This window comes from Streptomyces sp. NPDC006283 (genome assembly GCF_040613325.1).
Lineage (GTDB): Bacteria > Actinomycetota > Actinomycetes > Streptomycetales > Streptomycetaceae > Streptomyces.
Map to the genome: position 1 here is coordinate 23,482 of NZ_JBEXRZ010000051.1, position 16,495 is coordinate 39,976.

Annotated in this window: 13 protein-coding genes, 2 pseudogenes and 1 riboswitch; of the genes and pseudogenes, 6 read left to right on the top strand and 9 right to left on the bottom strand. The window is 69.6% G+C overall.

The window, feature by feature from the left end; all coding sequences use genetic code 11:
• Positions 1 to 98: 98 nt before the first annotated feature.
• The 3 genes and pseudogenes from ABZ070_RS13735 to ABZ070_RS13745 all read right to left on the bottom strand — a co-directional run bounded on the left by ABZ070_RS13735 (position 99) and on the right by ABZ070_RS13745 (position 3,669).
• Positions 99 to 2,363: a serine/threonine-protein kinase gene (locus tag ABZ070_RS13735; protein ID WP_356633274.1), complete on the bottom strand. Its 2,265-nt coding sequence runs from the start codon at positions 2,361 to 2,363 to the stop codon at positions 99 to 101.
• Positions 2,345 to 2,540, bottom strand: a pseudogene (locus tag ABZ070_RS13740) (DUF2236 domain-containing protein); the annotation flags it as partial. The pseudogene ABZ070_RS13740 and the gene ABZ070_RS13735, both read right to left, overlap by 19 nt.
• 70 nt (positions 2,541 to 2,610) lie before the next feature.
• Positions 2,611 to 3,669: a hypothetical protein gene (locus ABZ070_RS13745; RefSeq protein WP_356633276.1), complete on the bottom strand. Its 1,059-nt coding sequence runs from the start codon at positions 3,667 to 3,669 to the stop codon at positions 2,611 to 2,613.
• A 532-nt stretch (positions 3,670 to 4,201) separates the two neighbouring features.
• Between ABZ070_RS13745 and ABZ070_RS13750 the strand changes: the two genes are divergently transcribed.
• The 4 genes from ABZ070_RS13750 to ABZ070_RS13765 all read left to right on the top strand — a co-directional run bounded on the left by ABZ070_RS13750 (position 4,202) and on the right by ABZ070_RS13765 (position 8,055).
• Complete coding sequence (locus ABZ070_RS13750) at positions 4,202 to 4,702, top strand: lamin tail domain-containing protein (protein WP_356633278.1); 501 nt, start codon at positions 4,202 to 4,204, stop codon at positions 4,700 to 4,702.
• A gap of 272 nt (positions 4,703 to 4,974) precedes the next feature.
• Positions 4,975 to 5,934 (top strand): DUF4344 domain-containing metallopeptidase, encoded by a 960-nt coding sequence (locus ABZ070_RS13755; protein ID WP_356633280.1) that lies wholly within the window; start codon positions 4,975 to 4,977, stop codon positions 5,932 to 5,934.
• Positions 5,935 to 6,110: 176 nt separating this feature from the next.
• Positions 6,111 to 7,472 carry an MFS transporter gene (locus ABZ070_RS13760; protein WP_356633282.1) on the top strand — a complete coding sequence of 454 codons (1,362 nt, stop codon included), beginning with the start codon at positions 6,111 to 6,113 and terminating at the stop codon, positions 7,470 to 7,472.
• A 154-nt stretch (positions 7,473 to 7,626) separates the two neighbouring features.
• Complete coding sequence (locus ABZ070_RS13765) at positions 7,627 to 8,055, top strand: hypothetical protein (protein ID WP_356633284.1); 429 nt, start codon at positions 7,627 to 7,629, stop codon at positions 8,053 to 8,055.
• A gap of 169 nt (positions 8,056 to 8,224) precedes the next feature.
• On the opposite strand, the pseudogene ABZ070_RS13770 reads toward ABZ070_RS13765, so the two are convergent.
• From ABZ070_RS13770 to ABZ070_RS13790, 5 genes and pseudogenes are all read right to left on the bottom strand, one after another.
• Positions 8,225 to 8,928 (bottom strand): annotated as a pseudogene (locus ABZ070_RS13770) ((2Fe-2S)-binding protein).
• A 139-nt stretch (positions 8,929 to 9,067) separates the two neighbouring features.
• Complete coding sequence (locus ABZ070_RS13775) at positions 9,068 to 9,889, bottom strand: ABC transporter ATP-binding protein (protein ID WP_356633286.1); 822 nt, start codon at positions 9,887 to 9,889, stop codon at positions 9,068 to 9,070.
• Positions 9,886 to 10,932, bottom strand: a complete 1,047-nt coding sequence (locus tag ABZ070_RS13780; protein ID WP_356633300.1) for an iron ABC transporter permease — start codon at positions 10,930 to 10,932, stop codon at positions 9,886 to 9,888. Before ABZ070_RS13780 ends, ABZ070_RS13775 begins: the two co-directional genes overlap by 4 nt.
• Before the next feature lie 86 nt (positions 10,933 to 11,018).
• Positions 11,019 to 12,008 (bottom strand): ABC transporter substrate-binding protein, encoded by a 990-nt coding sequence (locus ABZ070_RS13785; protein WP_356633288.1) that lies wholly within the window; start codon positions 12,006 to 12,008, stop codon positions 11,019 to 11,021.
• Between the two features lie 119 nt (positions 12,009 to 12,127).
• Positions 12,128 to 12,517, bottom strand: a complete 390-nt coding sequence (locus tag ABZ070_RS13790; RefSeq protein WP_356633290.1) for a (2Fe-2S) ferredoxin domain-containing protein — start codon at positions 12,515 to 12,517, stop codon at positions 12,128 to 12,130.
• A 39-nt stretch (positions 12,518 to 12,556) separates the two neighbouring features.
• Positions 12,557 to 12,747, bottom strand: a riboswitch (cobalamin riboswitch).
• 346 nt (positions 12,748 to 13,093) lie between these two features.
• Here ABZ070_RS13790 and ABZ070_RS13795 point away from each other — a divergent pair.
• Complete coding sequence (locus ABZ070_RS13795) at positions 13,094 to 13,474, top strand: hypothetical protein (RefSeq protein ID WP_356633292.1); 381 nt, start codon at positions 13,094 to 13,096, stop codon at positions 13,472 to 13,474.
• Between the two features lie 365 nt (positions 13,475 to 13,839).
• Positions 13,840 to 14,211: a hypothetical protein gene (locus ABZ070_RS13800; RefSeq protein WP_356633294.1), complete on the top strand. Its 372-nt coding sequence runs from the start codon at positions 13,840 to 13,842 to the stop codon at positions 14,209 to 14,211.
• 1,016 nt (positions 14,212 to 15,227) lie between these two features.
• Here ABZ070_RS13800 and ABZ070_RS13805 read toward each other — a convergent pair.
• A complete protein-coding gene (locus ABZ070_RS13805) occupies positions 15,228 to 16,409 on the bottom strand; it encodes an acyl-CoA dehydrogenase family protein (RefSeq protein ID WP_356633296.1) in 1,182 nt (393 codons plus the stop codon).
• Positions 16,410 to 16,495: the final 86 nt, after the last annotated feature.

A 16,495-nucleotide genomic window follows, 5' to 3' on the forward strand; every position in this document is an offset into this window, starting at 1 on the left:
GGTCCCGCAGGTCGGCGACCTCAGCCGGTGGTCCCCCGCCACGGGCCGACGCAGGGCGGAACCTCAGCCAGTGGTCCCCCGCCACGCGCCCGGCGGCCTCAGCTCGTCTCCCCCGCCGCGGTCCCGCGCAGAGCGGCGACCTGGCGGTACAGCTCGACGGCCTCCGTGTGGCGGCCCAGCTGCTCCAGGCAGTGGGCCTCGTCGTTGCGGCTGGACAACGTGTCGGGGTGGTCCGGGCCGAGCACCCGCTCGCGGGCCCCCGCCACCTGCTGGTAGACGTTCAGGGCCTCGGGCCAGCGGGCCAGCCAGCCGAGCGCGACGGCGACCTCGCGGTGGCTGACGAGGGTGTCGGGGTGGTCCGGGCCGAGCACCCGCTCGCGCAGGGCGCTCACCGCCCGTGCCTCGGCCAGCGCTTCCGGCCAGCGGGCGAGCCGGCCGAGGTTCACTCCCAGCCCGTGGCGGGCGCGCAGGGTCTCGGGGTCGTCGGGCCCCTGGACGCGCGTGCGGTCGTCGACGAGGCCTCGGTAGACGTCCAGCGCCTCCGCCCCGCGACCGAGCCGGCCGAGACAGATCCCGATCTCGTAGCGGGCGGCGAGCGTGTCGGGATGGTCCGGGCCCAGGGTCCGGGAACGGGCGTCGGCCACGTCCCGGTAGGTGTCGAGCGCCTCGGGCCAACGTCCCGTCAGTCCGAGGGCGTAGGCCACCTCGTAACGCGTGACAAGGGTGTCGGGATGGTCGGCGCCCAGTGTCCGCGCGCGGGCGGCGGCGACACCCTCCGCCATCCGGTACGACTCCTCGATGCGGCCCATGCGGCTGAGGTTGAACGCGAGGTTGTGACGGCAGCGCAGGGTGTCGGGATGGTCGGCGCCCATGGTGCGTTCGCGTGTCTCGAGGACCGCCGCGTACACGCGGTCGGCCTCGGTGTGCCGTCCGAGACCGCCGAGCACGTACGCGGTCTCCTGGCGGGCGGCGAGGGTGTCGGGATGGTCGGCGCCCAGGGCGCGTTCGCGGCCCTCGGCCACGCGCCCGAACTCCTCGAGCGCTTCCGCCGCGCGGCCGGTGCGGCTGAGGCTGAAGCCGACCTCGTAGCGGCTGGACAGGGTGTCGGGATGGTCGGGTCCGAGCAGTTGCTCGCGCTCCGCGGCGACCGCGCGGTGCACCTCGCCGGCCTCCTCCCAGCGTCCCAGCCGGCCGAGACTCAGCCCCGCGTTGTGCCGGGTGGCGAGGACGGCGAGCAGCTCGGGCGGCGGAGTCGGCCGCTCCGTGCCCTGCGCGGGCACGCGGGAGTCCCCGGGCACGGGGGTGTGCGCCGCCGGGCGGGTGGTCCACTCTCCGGTCAGCAACGCCGCGTGGTCGTCAGGGTCGCGGCCGGGGCGGGTGAAGTGCGCGGTGAGAGTACCGGTCGCCTTGTGACCGGAGGTCATGCCGCGGGTCCAGTAGGGCAGGGCGGGCTCGCGTGCGATGTCCGGCAGGGCGGCGCGCTGCAGCGGCACGGTCGAGGCGACGTGGTGCGAGTGTCCGGCCGCGCCGATCCGCCGGCGCAGATCGCCCGCCGCGGCAGGCCTCTTCTCGGGTGTCTTGGCGAGCAGATCGAGCACCATCAGATCGAGGAACTCGGGAATCTCCTCTCGATGCTCGCGCAACGGCCGGGGCTCGGTGTCCCGGTGCCCGACGAGGATCGACCATGTGTCGCCGACATCGAACGGCGGGGCGCCGGTGGCGAGCTCGTAGAGCACGCACCCCAGCGAATACAGGTCGCTCCGGTGGTCGACCTCCCCGCCGCTGATCTGCTCGGGCGACATGTAGTGCGGGGTGCCCATGGCGATTCCGGTGCCGGTGAGCTTGGACGTGAAGCCGATGTCCGCACCCAGGCGCGCTATCCCGAAGTCGCAGATCTTCACGCCCCCGCCGGTGACCCGCATGATGTTGGCGGGCTTGAGGTCCCGGTGCACGATGCCCTGCTCGTGGGTGTAGTCGAGGGCGTCCGCGATCTGGTCGGCGATGTCGACGACGTCACCGACGGGCAGCGGCCGCTGTGCGTTGTCCTCGAGGAGTTGGCTGAGGTTCCGGCCCTCGATGAGCTCCATGACGAGGTAGAGCACGCCCTCGTACTCGCCGAAGTCGTGGACGACGGTGACGCCCCGGTGCTGGAGCGCCGCGGCGACACGGGCTTCACGGCGGAAGCGTTCCTCGAGCACCCCCGAGAAGGACTGGTCGGGCTGGGAGCCGATCGGCTTCAGGCACTTGACGGCCACATGGCGCCCGAGCGACTCGTCGAGGGCCCGCCACACCTCGCCCATGCCGCCGCGCCCGATGAGATCGAGCAGCCGGTACCGGCCTTGGATCAGCCTGGTTTCCGCCATCTCGTGCTGTCGCCCCCGTCGCTCTGCTGCGCCCTCCCCGGCCGGTCCAGTATGGCGGCCCGTCTGCGTAGTTTGTACGGGGCCGGACGTGCGCCCGGCCCGAGGCGCGCGATCGCTTCGAGAACGTGACCGGGCGAGCGGTGGTGGCCAGGGTATACGGAAGGGTACGCGGCGCAGCCGGCAGTGTCGTGGCCGCCGGCGTCGAACCGCTCCCCGGGGCCCCGTACGCCGGCACGGCCGTCGCCCGTCACCCCGGCCGACCGCCGACCGTCACCCGGCCGACGCGGTTGCCGATGAGTTCCGTGAACCACAGGTTGCCGTCGGGGGCCGAGGCGATGTGGAACGGGGTTCTGCCCTCGCCGGGGGCGGGCAGGGGGAACTCGGTGATCCGGCCGCGCGGGGTGATCCGCCCGATCCGGTCGACGTTCGACTCGGTGAACCAGAGATTGCCGTCCCGGCCGGTCGTGATGCCGATCGGCCCGCTGTTGGGTGTCGGCAGCGGGAACCGGGTGACCTTGCCGCGCGGCGTGATCCGGCCGATCTCGTGGTTGAGGCCCCCGCCGTCGGTGAACCAGAGGTTCCCGTCCGGCCCTGCGGTGATGTTGAAGGGGGCTCCCTCGGGGTTCGGCAGCTGGAACTCGGTCACTTTCCCGTGCGGGGTGATCCGCCCGATGCGGTTGCTGAAGGGCATGGTGAACCACAGGTTGCCGTCCGGGCCGGCTGTGATCCGGTACGGGAAGCTGTCGGGGGTGGGCAGGGGGAACTCGCGGATCCGGCCGCGCGGGGTGATCCGCCCGATGCTGTTGCTTCCGTTCTCGGTGAACCACACATTGCCGTCCGGGCCGCCGGTGATGCCCAGCGGGAAGGCGTCCGGGGTCGGCACCAGGAACTCGGTGACCCGGCCGCGCGGGGTGATCCGTCCGATGCGGTTGCTGGAGGGCTCGGTGAACCACAGCTTGCCGTCGGCACCCGCGGCGATGTCGTCGGGGAGGCTGTCGGGGGTGGGCAGGGGGAACTCGGTGATGCGGCCGCGCGGGGTGATCCGGCCGATCTTGTTGATCGCCTGCTCGGTGAACCACACATTGCCGTCCGGGCCGCCGGTGATGCCCACCGGGCCACTGTCCGGGGTGGGCGGGGTGAACTCGGTGATGCGTACACCACCGGTGGTGCCCTGCCCGGCGAAGGCGGGGGCGGGAGCGAGAGCCGGGGCAGTCAGGCCGAGCACACCGCAGGCCAGCAGCACGGCCAGGCGGCGGCACCGGCCCAGGGGGCGACGACGCGAAGGGGACAGGGTGGTCTCGGGCATGGGCCCCAGCGTAGGAGCGTCACCTGCCCGAAACGCGGGGTGACGGGCCGTCAAACGGGTTGTCCTGACGCCCATCGCCTCCTGTCGTGGCGCGCCTCCCGCTCGCCGACAGCCGGCCGGCCGGGGAAGCATCGAACCTCCAAATGCTCGCTCTCGTATGCGGCATGGGATCAGGTGAGCGAAGAAACGTGCAGAACGACTGTTACCAAGATCGGCGCTTCCGTCGGGGTGAGCCTTGGGGTGGCGCACAGGGTGGTGCGAGCGGGCGAGTAAGGGCTTGCTGTTGACCGTTGAACGGGTGGGTGTAGTGATCAGTGAATGTCAGGGCCACGCCCGCCCGATGTACTTGATCCACACATCCGACAGTTACGGAAATGTCTGCAATTGGTAACTGGGGTCGGTCCGCGTGTCGACGAGGTTCACCGAAGCTCCACAGTTTGGGTTCTCGGCCCACACCTGGGTCGGGAAACCGCAACTGCCGTCACCAGCCGTATCGGCCGGTGGGGCACTGTTCTTCGAGGGGACATCACCTATGTCTGCTTCTTCGACCGCTCGCCGCATCGCCGCGACCGTCCTCGCGACCGGGGCCGTCGTCTCGGCCGTTGCCCTGCCGGCCGCCGCCCACGACGGAGACCGCGACCGTGACCGCGACCGCGACCGTCGGCACCACCGCCAGGACCCGCGGGTCGAGATCAGCGACGTGCAGGCCGGCAGCCCGGGACGCCACCACTTCCGCTCGAACCGGTCCCTGAACGCCGAATGGGTCGAGATCACCAACAACTCCCGCCGTTCGGTGAACCTGGACGGCTGGACCCTGCGCGACCGCGACGGCAACCGCTACCGCTTCGACGACTACCGTCTCGCCGGCCGCGCGACCGTCCGCGTTCACACCGGTCAGGGCCGCGACACCCGCACCGACCTCTACCAGGACCGCCGCGACTACGTGTGGGACAGCCGCTCGGACAAGGCGACCCTGCGGGACCACCGCGGCAACATCGTCGACACCGAGTCCTGGAACAGCCGCCGCCGTTGATCCAAGGCTGCGACCGGGTCGTCTGCCCGTCGAACAACAGACGACCCGCACCGCGTGAAGCTCTGAACGTGGAGCACTGAACGTGGAGCTGTGAACCGGTGTGCGCCGGGCGGCCCGACCGCTCGGCGCACACGTGCGTCACCACGCCGGCGCGAACCAATGGGGCAAGAATCGCAACATAAGGATCATTGCGGGCACAGGGTCCGGCGACCATAATCCGTGCCAGTTTCGAGTCCGCCCCAACCTCATGACCAGGGAAGAAGTTGACCAGGGTGCAGAGCAGTCACGGGTACTCGGCGATGGTGCGGACTGCTTCCCTCACGGGGGCGCTGCTCCTCGCCGGCCTTGCAGTCGCCTCGTGCGGCGGCGTCGGCAGCGAGGCTGACGCGAACGGCAAGGTCACGGTCGTCTACGAGGAAGACACGGTCGAGCCGAAGGACCGTCAGGCCGTCGAGGTGATCCGGAAGTCCCGCGTGCTCGAGCAGCTCGCCGGCTGGGTGAACGAGTCGGTCGCCCTCCCGAACGACCTGGTCGTGAGAGTCACCGACAAGGTTCCACCCGGGGTCACGGATGCGGTGACCCAGCCCGACGGCAGGACGATCTTTGTGCCCCCTGCGTTCCTCACCCAGATCGAAGAGACCCTTGGCAAGGTGGTCAAGACCGTCGAGCGTCCGGCTCCTTTCCCCGAAGCGAGTTACAACACCGCTGACCTGACCGCGCTCTCGACGCAGTTCATCTTCGGTCACGAGATGGGCCATGCCCTGCAGCGTCAACTGCTGCTTCCGAACCTCGGCCTCGAGGAGGACGCCGCCGACGGGTTCGCGTCGTTCTACACCGTCAACGAGGTCGGACCGAACCCGTCGTTGGCAGCAGCCATTCTTTTCGACGAGATCGCCCGCCAGGAGGGCAAGCTGACGCTGGAAGGCCTCTCGAGCGATCACCCCGTCACCCAGCAAAGGGTCTTCAACTTCCTCTGCTACCTCGAGGGGAGCGACCCCAAGAGGTTCCACGGGCCCCTGGTCGGAGCGGGCTATTTGCCGAAGACCCGCGCCCCGCTGTGCCCACAGGCATGGGCGATGCTGGACTACGGCTGGTGGACACAGCTCAAACCGCATTTCCGCGAGGCGTTCAAGGACGAGGGCGGCAAGGCGCAGGCGAACGCACGCAACCACCTGATCGAGGAGACGAAGGCCTTCGAGAAGGAGCTCGACAAGCTCCGTGGCGAGCAATGAACAGAGGAAAACAGGGGGCGGCCGGGCAGTGGCCGGAGTCGGCTGCACTTGCTGCCGGCGGAGCGCCGGTTCGGACACGGCTACCGCGATCCTCGTAGAGTCGGCTCATGGTTCCGGTTCCGTCGAGCGCGGCAAGTGATGCCGAAGGGGCACGCGGTCGTCGCCGGGAGCGGTGGGTGCTGGCCGTGACGAGCCTGGCGCTCGCCATGACGTTCGCGGACGAGACGGTCGTCGGCGTGGCCCTGCCGTCCATCAGGGACGATCTCGGGATCAGCGTCTCGCTGTCCCACTGGATCCCGAACGCGTACATCCTCGCCTTCGCCGTCCTGGCGGCCGCGGGCGGCCGGTTCGGCGATCTGTTCGGGACGCGGCGGTTGTTCCTGCTCGGCACCCTCGGCTTCGCGGTTGCCTCGCTGCTGTGCGGATTCGCCGACAGCGGCGGCGCGCTGGTCCTGGCGCGGGCGGCGCAGGGCGCGGCGGCCGCCGCGATGCTGCCGCAGACGATGACGATCATCACGAACTCGTTCCCGCCGGACCGGTTGGGCCGGGCGATCGGGACGTACGTCGGCGCCGCGTCGGTCGCGCTCGCGGTGGGGCCGCTGCTGGGCGGGGTGCTCACCGAGAGCCTCGGGTGGCGTTCGGTGTTCTTCCTGAACCTCCTGCCCGCGGCGTCCGTCCTGCTGATCGCCCGTGCGGTGGTCCCCCCGAGTACAGGCGGCCGTTCGAGCGGCTTCGACGTCTGGGGTCTGGTCACGTCGGTGGCCGGTCTGGGCCTGGTGGTGACCGCGGTGATGGAGTCCGGCGAGTGGCCCACGACCACGGTTCTCACGCTGCTTACGGCGGGGCTGATCCTGCTGTGCGTGTTCGTGCGGGCCGAGACGCGGCGGGCCGAGCCCCTGGTGGACGTGGGGCTGCTGGCGGGACGTCAGTTTCTCGGCTCGGCGGTGATGGTGCTCTGCGCGCAGTTCAGCTTCCTGGTCGCAGTGGTGTACGGGGCGGTGTACGTCCAGGACGCCCTCGGTCTCGGCCCGGCGGCCGCGGGGCTCGCCATGCTGCCCGCCATGGTGCCGACCCTGGTCCTCGCGCCGGCGACGGGGGCCCTGTCCCGGCGCTTCGGCGCCCGGACGCTGACGGTCGCGGGAGCGACGGGCGGGGCTTTCGGCTTCGCCCTGATGGGCGTCGCCGTGGAGGCGGGACAGTACTGGCCGTTCGGCGCGGCGCTGCTGGTGTGGGGCGTCTCGATCCCACTGGTCTACAACCCGGCGATGTCGGTCGCGATGTCGGCGCCGCCGCCCGAACGCCGCGGCGGCGCGTCGGGCCTGCTGGAGATGTGCCTCCAGGTCGGCGGCACCCTCGGCACAGCGGCCGTGGGCGCGACGCTCCTCCACACCCACACGGGCCCCGCTCCGCTGGCGGGCAGTGTGTTCGCGACCGGCTTCCTTCTCACGTCCGCCGTGCTTGCGACGGCCGCGCTGACGCAGGGACTGCTGCTGGCGTCGGAGAGAACGACGAAGGGCGGGGCGCGTGACTCACGGTGACCACTCGGCCGAGACCGAGGCACGCAACATGCCTGGGACGGCGGGTGTGAGGCCGGAAGCGGCCAGGACGACATCGCCCTGGTCATCACCCTGGCGAACACTTTCCGGCGCTGACGCTCGTCAGTAGACTATGGCCCTCCTGGGGAGGGCGAACATGATCCTGCGAACAAGGCTGGTGGTCGCCTTCTTTGCCGGTGCACTCCTGCTGACCGGCTGCGGCGAACAGTCCACGCGGGAAGGCGCCACGGACGAAGTGAGCCTCACCGTCAGCGGCGGTGTGGCCGGCGTCCGGCGCGGCATCGAGGTCGGCTCCGCCGGAGACGTTTTCCTCACTGACCGCGAAGGCAGCCGCGAGCAGGCAGACGATTTGACACCGGCCGAGAAGAAGAGGTTCAACTCCCTACTCGACGCAGTGGAATCAGGCGGGTTGCCCTCCGACAGCGTCGCCGAAAAAGCCCGGGACGTCTTCGAGTACCGCCTGCAATACGACGGGCAGACCCTGGTCACCGACGGCATGACGGACCTGGGTCCGGCCAGCGACCTCATCGCCCATCTCAAGAGCTGTATGCATGCGCGGCAGTGAAGCGTGTCGCAGAGGGCTGTAAGCCACTGTTTCCCTCCTGGCCGCCCTGGTCATCGGCGGCTCGTTGAGGGGGTTCGCCGTCCGCGAGCGAAATGGACCCTACAGAGCCGAGGGGCGATCCTCGCTTCAGGCCGCCGGCGCACCTGTTTCCGGACAGGAATTCGGCAATTCATCCGGCCAGTGAGCAGTCCCCGCACTTCACCCCCGACGGAACCCGGTAATAGAGGCAGCAACTCCGGCGACGGAAACTCAGATCCGGGCCGGTGCCCCTTCCCGCACCGGTCAGCCGGCCAGTGTTCAGCAGTCCGTGGACCAGACCGGTGAGGGCCCCGCGGAGATCCGGTCTGGCCGCCAGGACGGCGCGCGCGGCCTCCGCCAGTGCCGACGCGGCGTTCCCGGCCAGCAGTCGGGGGCCACCTTGACCCGCAGCCCGGCGGCCAGCGCGTCCAGGCGCCGCCCCACCACGACCTCGTACAGCACGTCCGCAAGGTGTGGGACGCCGTCCGCGTACCAGCCGGTGGGGGACGCGGGCAGGCGCAGTGCTTGGCTGTCGTCGGCGCGGTGCAGGCGGTGCAGGTCGGGGACGATGCCGTGGACGACGGTGCAGGCCAGCACGGGTGACCACAGGCGCGCGGCGTGCCCGAGCTGCACGATGGAGGCGCCGATGCGGAGTTCACGGGTGCCGTAGCGGTCGGCCGTCGCCGCGATCAGGTCCGCGCAGCCGTTTGCGTACGTGTCCTCGACAGGGTGCCCGCCTTTGTCGGGGCCTCCCAGCTCGACGGAGAAGAAGGAACCGAAGGCCGCGACCTCCTCCAGGGCCTGGGCGACGGATCGGACGGGGGCCTGTCGCAGGGCATTCACATCGACTCCCACATGTCGGGTCTTGGTGCACCGATTTCGGGTCGCGCGGTCCCGAATTCGGGCGAACGCAATTCAGGCACCGGACATGAAGAGGAAACCTCCGCCTCCATTCTCCACCGGCCTGCTCGCCGCCGGATTCGGGGGTCCTGCATCACCCTGTTCCGAATGGGCCGCCGGAAGCCAGGGTGATGTGCGGAATCCCGGTCCGGGGATGCGGTACGACTTCGGCGTCGACGCGGTAGACGTCGGCCAGGAGTTCAGATGTGAGGACCTCCTTGGGCGACCCGGAGGCCACGACACGGCCGCCGTCCATCACACAGATGCGGTCGCAGAACGCCGCGGCCAGGTTGAGGTCGTGGAGGGCGACGACCGCGGTCACGCGGAGCCGGCGGACGAGGAGGAGCATGTCGAGCTGATGCCGCAGGTCCAGGTGGTTGGTCGGCTCGTCCAGCACCATCGTCCCGGCACGCTGGGCCAGTGCACGGGCGATGAGCACCCGCTGCTTCTCGCCGCCCGAGAGCCGGCTGAAGGGGGCGTGCGCCAGCCCGGTGGCGTCGGTTTCGTTCAGCGCATCCATGATGATGCCACGGTCGTCGGCGTCGTCGCCCTCGAAGGCCCGCTTGTGCGGAGTGCGGCCCATCGCCACCACCTCGTACACCGACAGCTCGAAGTCCCCGGCGGATTCCTGCAGGACGGCGGCCAGTCGGCGTGCGAGGCTCCTTCCGGACATCCGCCGGACGTCCTCGCCGTCCAGCAGGACCCGCCCAGAGGTGGGGCGCAGCGCCCGGTAGACCGTACGCAACAGGGTGGACTTGCCTGCGCCGTTGGGGCCGACGAGCCCCACCACTTCGCGGGGTGCCACGTGCAGTGACACCCGGTCCACCAGCGCCCTGCCGTCCACGACGACCGAGACGTTCTCTGCGGCGAGCGTGCCGGGCGCCGCAGTGACCGTGGCCTTGACCGTCTGCGTCATGCGGACCTCCGTCGCATCAGCCACAGGAAGAAGGGGCCGCCGACCAGGGCGGTGAGAATGCCCACGGGAATCTCCTCCGGGTTCATGACGGTGCGCGCCGCCAGATCCGCGGCGATGAGGAATGCCGCGCCGAGCAGCGCTGCGGCAGGCAGCGCGCGGCGATGGTCGGCACCGACCACCAGCCGCACCACGTGCGGCATGATCAGGCCGACGAAGCCGATCTGGCCGCTGACCGCCACGATCGTGCCGATCATGACGGCGACGAGGGTGAACAGTGCGGCACGGAAGCGGTGCACGTCCAGGCCGAGCGCCGCGGCGGCCTCCTCCCCCGCCAGCAGGAGGTTGAGCGGGCGGCAGACACCGAGGAGGACGGCCGTGCCGAGGAGGACGGCGCCGACAGGGACCCACACCACCGTCCAGGTCGTGCCGGCCAGTCCGCCGAGCATCCAGCGCAGCGCCGACTGCGTCTTGTGCGGGTCGTTGGAGGTGACGACGAGGAAGCTGGCGAGCGCGGACAGCACCTCGGCCGTCGCCACGCCCGCCAGCACCAGCCGCACCGTCGTCATCCGCCCGCCGGACCGGGCCAGGAAGTAGACGGCGACGAGGGCGGCGAGAGCGCCGAGGAACGCGGCCACCGGCAGGGAGAACACACCGAACAGGGAGACGTTGAAGACGACGACCAGCACCGCGCCGACCGAGGCACCCGACGACACACCGAGCAGCATCGGGTCCGCGAGGGGGTTGCGCACGAGTGCCTGCAGCGCCATTCCGGACACCGCGAGGCCCGCGCCCACGACGCCGGCCAGCAGCACCCGCGGCAGCCGGACGTCGACGACGATCGTTTCGCGGACAGGTGTCCAGGTCGGCTCGGCGAGCGAGGGATGCACGCGGTGCAGCAGGATGCCCCAGACCTGGTCGGCCGGGATGCTGATGGACCCGGCCGCGATCCCGAAGGTGGCCGCGACGGCCAGCAGCGCGGCCAGCAGTACGAGCACGACCGGGTAGGGGATGCCGGGGCGGCGGACAGCGAAGGCGCCGGCCACCGCCGTCCGTGCACTCGTCGCGCCGGCCACCGCGGCCCCCTTCGCCTTGGTCGGCTCCGTCACGCCTGTGGCGTCGGTGGCGCCGGTCACTTGAACCGGTCCGGGTGGAGTTGGCGGGCCAGGGACTCCACGCCGGAGGGCACCCGGACGCCCAGCACCGTGGACGACAGCGGCAGCACCGCGAACCGCTTGTTCTTGATGGCGGGTACGTCCTTCAGCGCCGGGTTCGCGAGGAGGAACTTCTTCTTGTCCTCGACGGGCTGGTCGCCGTAGTCGTAGATGACGATGACCTCGGGCGCGCGCTCGGCCACCTGCTCGAACGACACGTCACCGAACGCCTTGTCCAGGTCGGCGAAGAGGTTCGCCCCGCCGGCCTGCTTGATCATCTCGTTGCCGATGCCCGCGCCGCCCGCGGTGAAGGCGGTCTTGTCGCCACTGTCGTACACGAAGATGTTCACCGGGGTGACGTCGGCGAGCTTGCCCTTGACCGTGTCCAGCGTGCCGTGGAGCTTCTTCAACTGCCGCTCCGCCCGGTCCGGCACGCCGAAGATCTTCGCCACGTTCCGGATCTCCGCGTCCATCGTGGCCATCGTCACCGGCCCGGACGGGCACTCCTCGATGTTCAGATAGGAATTGACCCCCGCCTTGGAGAGGGCGTCGCGGCTGCGTCCTTCCTTCTCGTCGAAGGTGCTGGCGAAACCGCCGTAGGCGAAGTCCGGTTCGGCTGCCAGCAGCGTCTCGAACGAGGGGTACTCCTTCGCCAGCACCTTGATCCCGCCGTAGGCCTCCTGATACTCCGGGAGGATCCTGTCGTCGAGATAGGAGGTGCCAACCATCGACTTCTCCAGGCCCAGTGCCAGCATGACCTCGGTCGCGTGCTGGTTCATCGACACCGAGCGCTGCGGGGGACGCTGATAGGTCGTCTTCACACCGCAGTTGGACACGGTGACGGGGAATCCCTCGGCAGCGGAGTGGGCCGACGGGGCGTCGTCCCGGTCCGCGGTGGCGCCGCAGCCGGACATCAGCAGGGCCACGGCCATGGTCGACAGCAGGGACATCGGGCGCTTGCCCATCATGTGGCGGATCCTCTCACCGCTGGGGTGGTACTGGACTGTCCGGACAGTGGTCCGGAGGCTGGTCGAAACCGGCGGACTCTCGTCGGAGGACGCTCGGTCGGCCGGGGGGGGTGCGCGGGTCAGCCGACGTCGGGGAGCGGCCCGGACCGGGCGCGCCGAGGCGGGGTGAAGGCGTAGAGCTCGAGGATGTCCGGTGGCGCGGCGACCCCCGGCCCGCCCGCCCGGACCCAGGCGGCGATGTCCTCGGTCGCGGCGGTGTCGTTGACGAGACCGAACCAGGCCGCCCGGCCGCCCGCGGCGCGCCCCTCGGACGAGGGCTGCACGACGATCACGTTCGCCTGGTCGCACACGTCGAGACAGTCGGACACACGAACCGGCGCGTGCTCGGCAAGACGCGCGGTCTGCTCCCCGTGGTCGACCCCGGTCACCTTGGGGCTGCCACAGCAGCAGTCCCGGCACACCACGACCCGGCACGGAACCGGACCGGCCGACGATGGTCTCCTGGGCATCCCGACGAGCCCTCCTCTCCGGGGAAATCCGCCCCAGTCAATTCGAGGAGGCGACCGCGTGAGTCTCCTGGCTCTCGGGTCAACGCTCGTCCCGGCCTTCCCACCCGCATCCGGGCAGTGGTCTGTTCGGGATCCGCTCGCCGATCACAGTGGCGGGACCGCGCCGGATTCACACCGGCTTCCTCGTTCCGCCGTCGCCTATTCGCGGGACATCATGGCAGAAGGACACTCCACGTCATAAGCCCGGGTGCCGGACAGGCCGGAGCGAAGGGGCACGCGCCCCCCGGCGCGGGCGACGCACGCCCCCGCGGGCTCTCGTGCGCTGTGTACCAGCGGGCCGACCCGTGGTCACGCCGAACGGGGCCCGCCGTCTGGTCCCGGCCGACCGCTGCCACGCCCTGACCGTTGGCGTGATGGACCGGACTCCAGCTCAACGGCGTTGATCTGGCCCACTGATCATCATATGGACCGAATGGGCGAAGACCAGGATGCTCCGGCGGTGTTGCCCTCGCAGCCTGGTAGGGATCCTGGGGCCCAGGTGCGCATCCTGGGGCAGCGACTGAGAAGGGAAAATCTGTGCACCGCACTACAAAGGCAGTTCTCATCGGCGCGGCGATCAGCATGCTTTCTGTGGCCGCTTCGGGCACTGCACTCGCCCAGTCCCAGGACGACGGTGTGCGCACCGTGATGTCCTTCACCGTGCACCAGGAGGGTCCGGGCCCCAAGGACGGTCAGGAAGAGGAGCCGAGCGTCGTTGTGCCGACCTGCGTGATCAGTCAGATCGGGACTCAGGAGACGACTTCCGCGCAGTCGAACGCCGCGAACGGAAACAGCGCGGACTCGTCGGTGTCGCAGACGAATGTGTCGGAGAGCAGTCAGTCGCTCAGCCAAGCCCAAGAGGGTACATGCGAGACCGTCAGCGAGCTTTTGACGCAGCTTCAGCAACCCAATCCGTGAGGCGGGCGGTCCGCTGGTTCTTGCTGATGTGACCCGAAGTGGCGCGTGGCTCTCTGGAGGAGTGTTCAGTCGACAGCGAGCTGTGGTCGATGGCTGGTCGTTGCCGCGGGGCTGATGTGCAGCGAGATTTCGGCAGCGTTCACTGATCATCATATGGACCGAATGGGCGAAGACCAGGGTGCTCCGGCGGTGTTGTCCTCGCAGCCTGGTAGGGATCCTGGGGCCCAGGTGCGCATCCTGGGGCAGCGACTGAGAAGGGAAAATCTGTGCACCGCACTACAAAGGCAGTTCTCATCGGCGCGGCGATCAGCATGCTTTCTGTGGCCGCTTCGGGCACTGCACTCGCCCAGTCCCAGGACGACGGTGTGCGCACCGTGAAGTCCCTCACCGCGGACCGGGAGGGTCCGGGCACGAAGAGCGTGGACCCGAAGGACAAGGACCGGAAGGACCGTAAGCCCAAGGGTCAGGACTCGAAGGACAAGGGCTCGAAGGACAAGAGCCCCAAGGACCGGGACGACGAGCAGCCGATCATCATCGTGCCGGCCTGTGTGCTCAATCAGGTGGGAAGTCAGCAGGCGGCCTCGGACCAGGCGAACGCCGCAAATGACAACGAAAGTTCGACGGTGACGCAGGCGAACGCGTCGGAAATCCAGCAGGCGCTTGGCCAGTCCCAATCCGGCACATGCAACTTCATCATCAACCTGGTGGCCGCAGAGGAAGAACTCGTCAATCCGTGAGGCGGTCCGCTGCTCTTTCCTGATGTGACCCGAAAGTAGCGCTTCTCGTCTGCTGGACCGGCTGGATCAACCGGCTGATGCGGAGCTCCGGTCCGAGGGCAGCGGTTTACCGGTCACCGCCAAGCCCTGGAAGCCATCGAAGTCGGCGCACGGTGAGAACGTGCGCCGACGCCGCGCGGCGGGCCCTGTCGGACCGCGCGTCCACCCATCGCATCACTTCGCCTTCCGGAGGTAACAATGGTATCTGCTCGGATGCGGCGCGGAATGGTGGTCTGTCTGACCACCGCGCCTCTGCTGGCTCTGGTGAACGCCGGCACGACCGCCGTGGCCCAGGAGGCCACCACGCGCTCCGCAGCCGTCAGCGTGGAGGGCACATCGAGTGTGTGCCTTACCTACGCCGGCTTCGAACGGTGCATCCCCCACGAGGGGAGAGTGGAGGGCACCCTGAGCGCAACGGTCACGGCACCCTCGCAGCCGAATGTGAACGTCAGTGAACAGCCGTGTCCGCAGGGCCGGTCTGGCCGTCAGCTCGCGGTCACAGGTGACGTGCCTGCCGGGGCAGTTGTCACGCTCCAGTTCACAGGCTCCGCGAACGGGGCGCCCGTCAACCACACGATCGTCGTTCTTCGAGGCAGTGACGTAAAGGACGCTGTCGCCAGCCTCTGCACCAGCAAGTAGGGCGACACGCATACCTGGCAGCACGCATCGCCGACTCACAGTCACACGATTGAGGTCCCTCCGCCGAACCCGAATCGGTTCGAGCCGATCAACCTGTCCTTCGGTGCTGGTCTGCCCGGACCTGATCAAGTGTGGGGACCGGCCCCGCAGTCGCGCGCAAGCGGTTGCGGGGCCCGGACGTTTGAAACGAGGGCCTGCTGCAGCGCCGTGCCGTCGGCTCTGCACCGGTCACCATGTGCGACTCCGGGAGTCCACCGGGACGACGTAAGCGGCCTGCCACGAGCGACCCGTCCGCCTCGCCGCACAGGACACGGTCCAAAATCGGCAGTCGCAACTCCTCAGCGTCGCACCCGCGGCATCCCGAGCCCGATCCACGAGATGATCTCGCGCTGGATCTCGTTGTTGCCACCGCCGAAGGTGAAGATCACGGCGGAGCGGTAGCCGCGCTCGAGTTCGCCGCCGAGGACCGCGCCTGCCGAGCCTTCCTTGAGGGGGCCTGCCGCGCCGACGACCTCCATGAGCCAGGCGTAGGCGTCGCGGCGGGCCTCGGAGCCGTAGACCTTGACGGCCGAGGCGTCCTGGGGGGTGAGAGTGCCGTTCTGTACGGCGTTCACCATCTGCCAGTTGAGCAGTTTCATCGCCTCGAGACGTGTGTGGGTACGGGCAAGCCGGCCGCGTACCCAGCCCAGGTCGATGACGCGGCGTCCGTCCGCGAGTTTGGTGTCCGCGGCCCAGCGCTGGACGTCCCACAGGGCGCGGATCGCCATGGTGCCGTGGGCGGCAAGGGTGACGCGCTCGTGGTTGAGCTGATTGGTGATCAGCCGCCAGCCCTTGTTCTCCTCGCCGACCCGGTGGGAGACGGGGACGCGCACGTTCTCGTAGTAGGACGCGGTCGTGTCGTGGGAGGCGAGGGTGTTGATGAGGGTGCAGGAGTAGCCGGGGTCGGACGTCGGCACGAGGAGCATGGTGATGCCCTTGTGCGGCGGTACGCCCGGTTCCACCGGGGTGGTACGGACGGCGAGCCAGACCCAGTCGGCGGTGTCGCCGTTGGTGGTCCAGATCTTCTGTCCGTTGACCACGTAGCTGTCGCCGTCCCGTACGGCCCGGGTGCGCAGGGACGCGAGGTCAGTGCCGGCGTCGGGTTCGCTGTAGCCGATGGCGAAGTCGATCTCGCCGGAGAGGATCTTCGGCAGGAAGTAGGCCTTCTGCTCCTCGGTGCCGAACCGCATGATCGTCGGACCGACGGTGTTGAGCGCCATCAACGGCAGCGGCACTCCGGCCTGTGCCGCCTCGTCGAAGAAGATGAACTGCTCCATGGGGCTCAGCCCCCGGCCGCCGTACTCCTGCGGCCAGCCGACCCCGAGCCAGCCGTCGGCGCCGAGCCGGCGGATCGTCTCGCGGTAGAAGCGCTTACGGGCGGCCGGCTCGGCATATCGCGCGTAGGCGTTGTCGGGGACGAGTCCGGCGAAGTAGTCGCGGAGCTCGGCACGCAACTGCTCCTGCTGCGGTGTGTATTGCACCGAAGGAGGCGACCCTCCTGACGGAGATGGGCCTCCCGAGCCGGACACAGGAGGTGGCCTGACCGGCGGGGCCGCCGACAACGTCA

Bases quoted from the DNA above. Each gene is read 5' to 3' on its own strand.
- ABZ070_RS13775 (WP_356633286.1), bottom strand. From the start codon at position 9,889: ATGACGCAGACGGTCAAGGCCACGGTCACTGCGGCGCCCGGCACGCTC.
- ABZ070_RS13745 (WP_356633276.1), bottom strand. From the start codon at position 3,669: ATGCCCGAGACCACCCTGTCCCCTTCGCGTCGTCGCCCCCTGGGCCGG.
- ABZ070_RS13790 (WP_356633290.1), bottom strand. From the start codon at position 12,517: ATGCCCAGGAGACCATCGTCGGCCGGTCCGGTTCCGTGCCGGGTCGTG.
- ABZ070_RS13785 (WP_356633288.1), bottom strand. From the start codon at position 12,008: ATGATGGGCAAGCGCCCGATGTCCCTGCTGTCGACCATGGCCGTGGCC.
- ABZ070_RS13735 (WP_356633274.1), bottom strand. From the start codon at position 2,363: ATGGCGGAAACCAGGCTGATCCAAGGCCGGTACCGGCTGCTCGATCTC.
- ABZ070_RS13765 (WP_356633284.1), top strand. From the start codon at position 7,627: ATGATCCTGCGAACAAGGCTGGTGGTCGCCTTCTTTGCCGGTGCACTC.
- ABZ070_RS13750 (WP_356633278.1), top strand. From the start codon at position 4,202: ATGTCTGCTTCTTCGACCGCTCGCCGCATCGCCGCGACCGTCCTCGCG.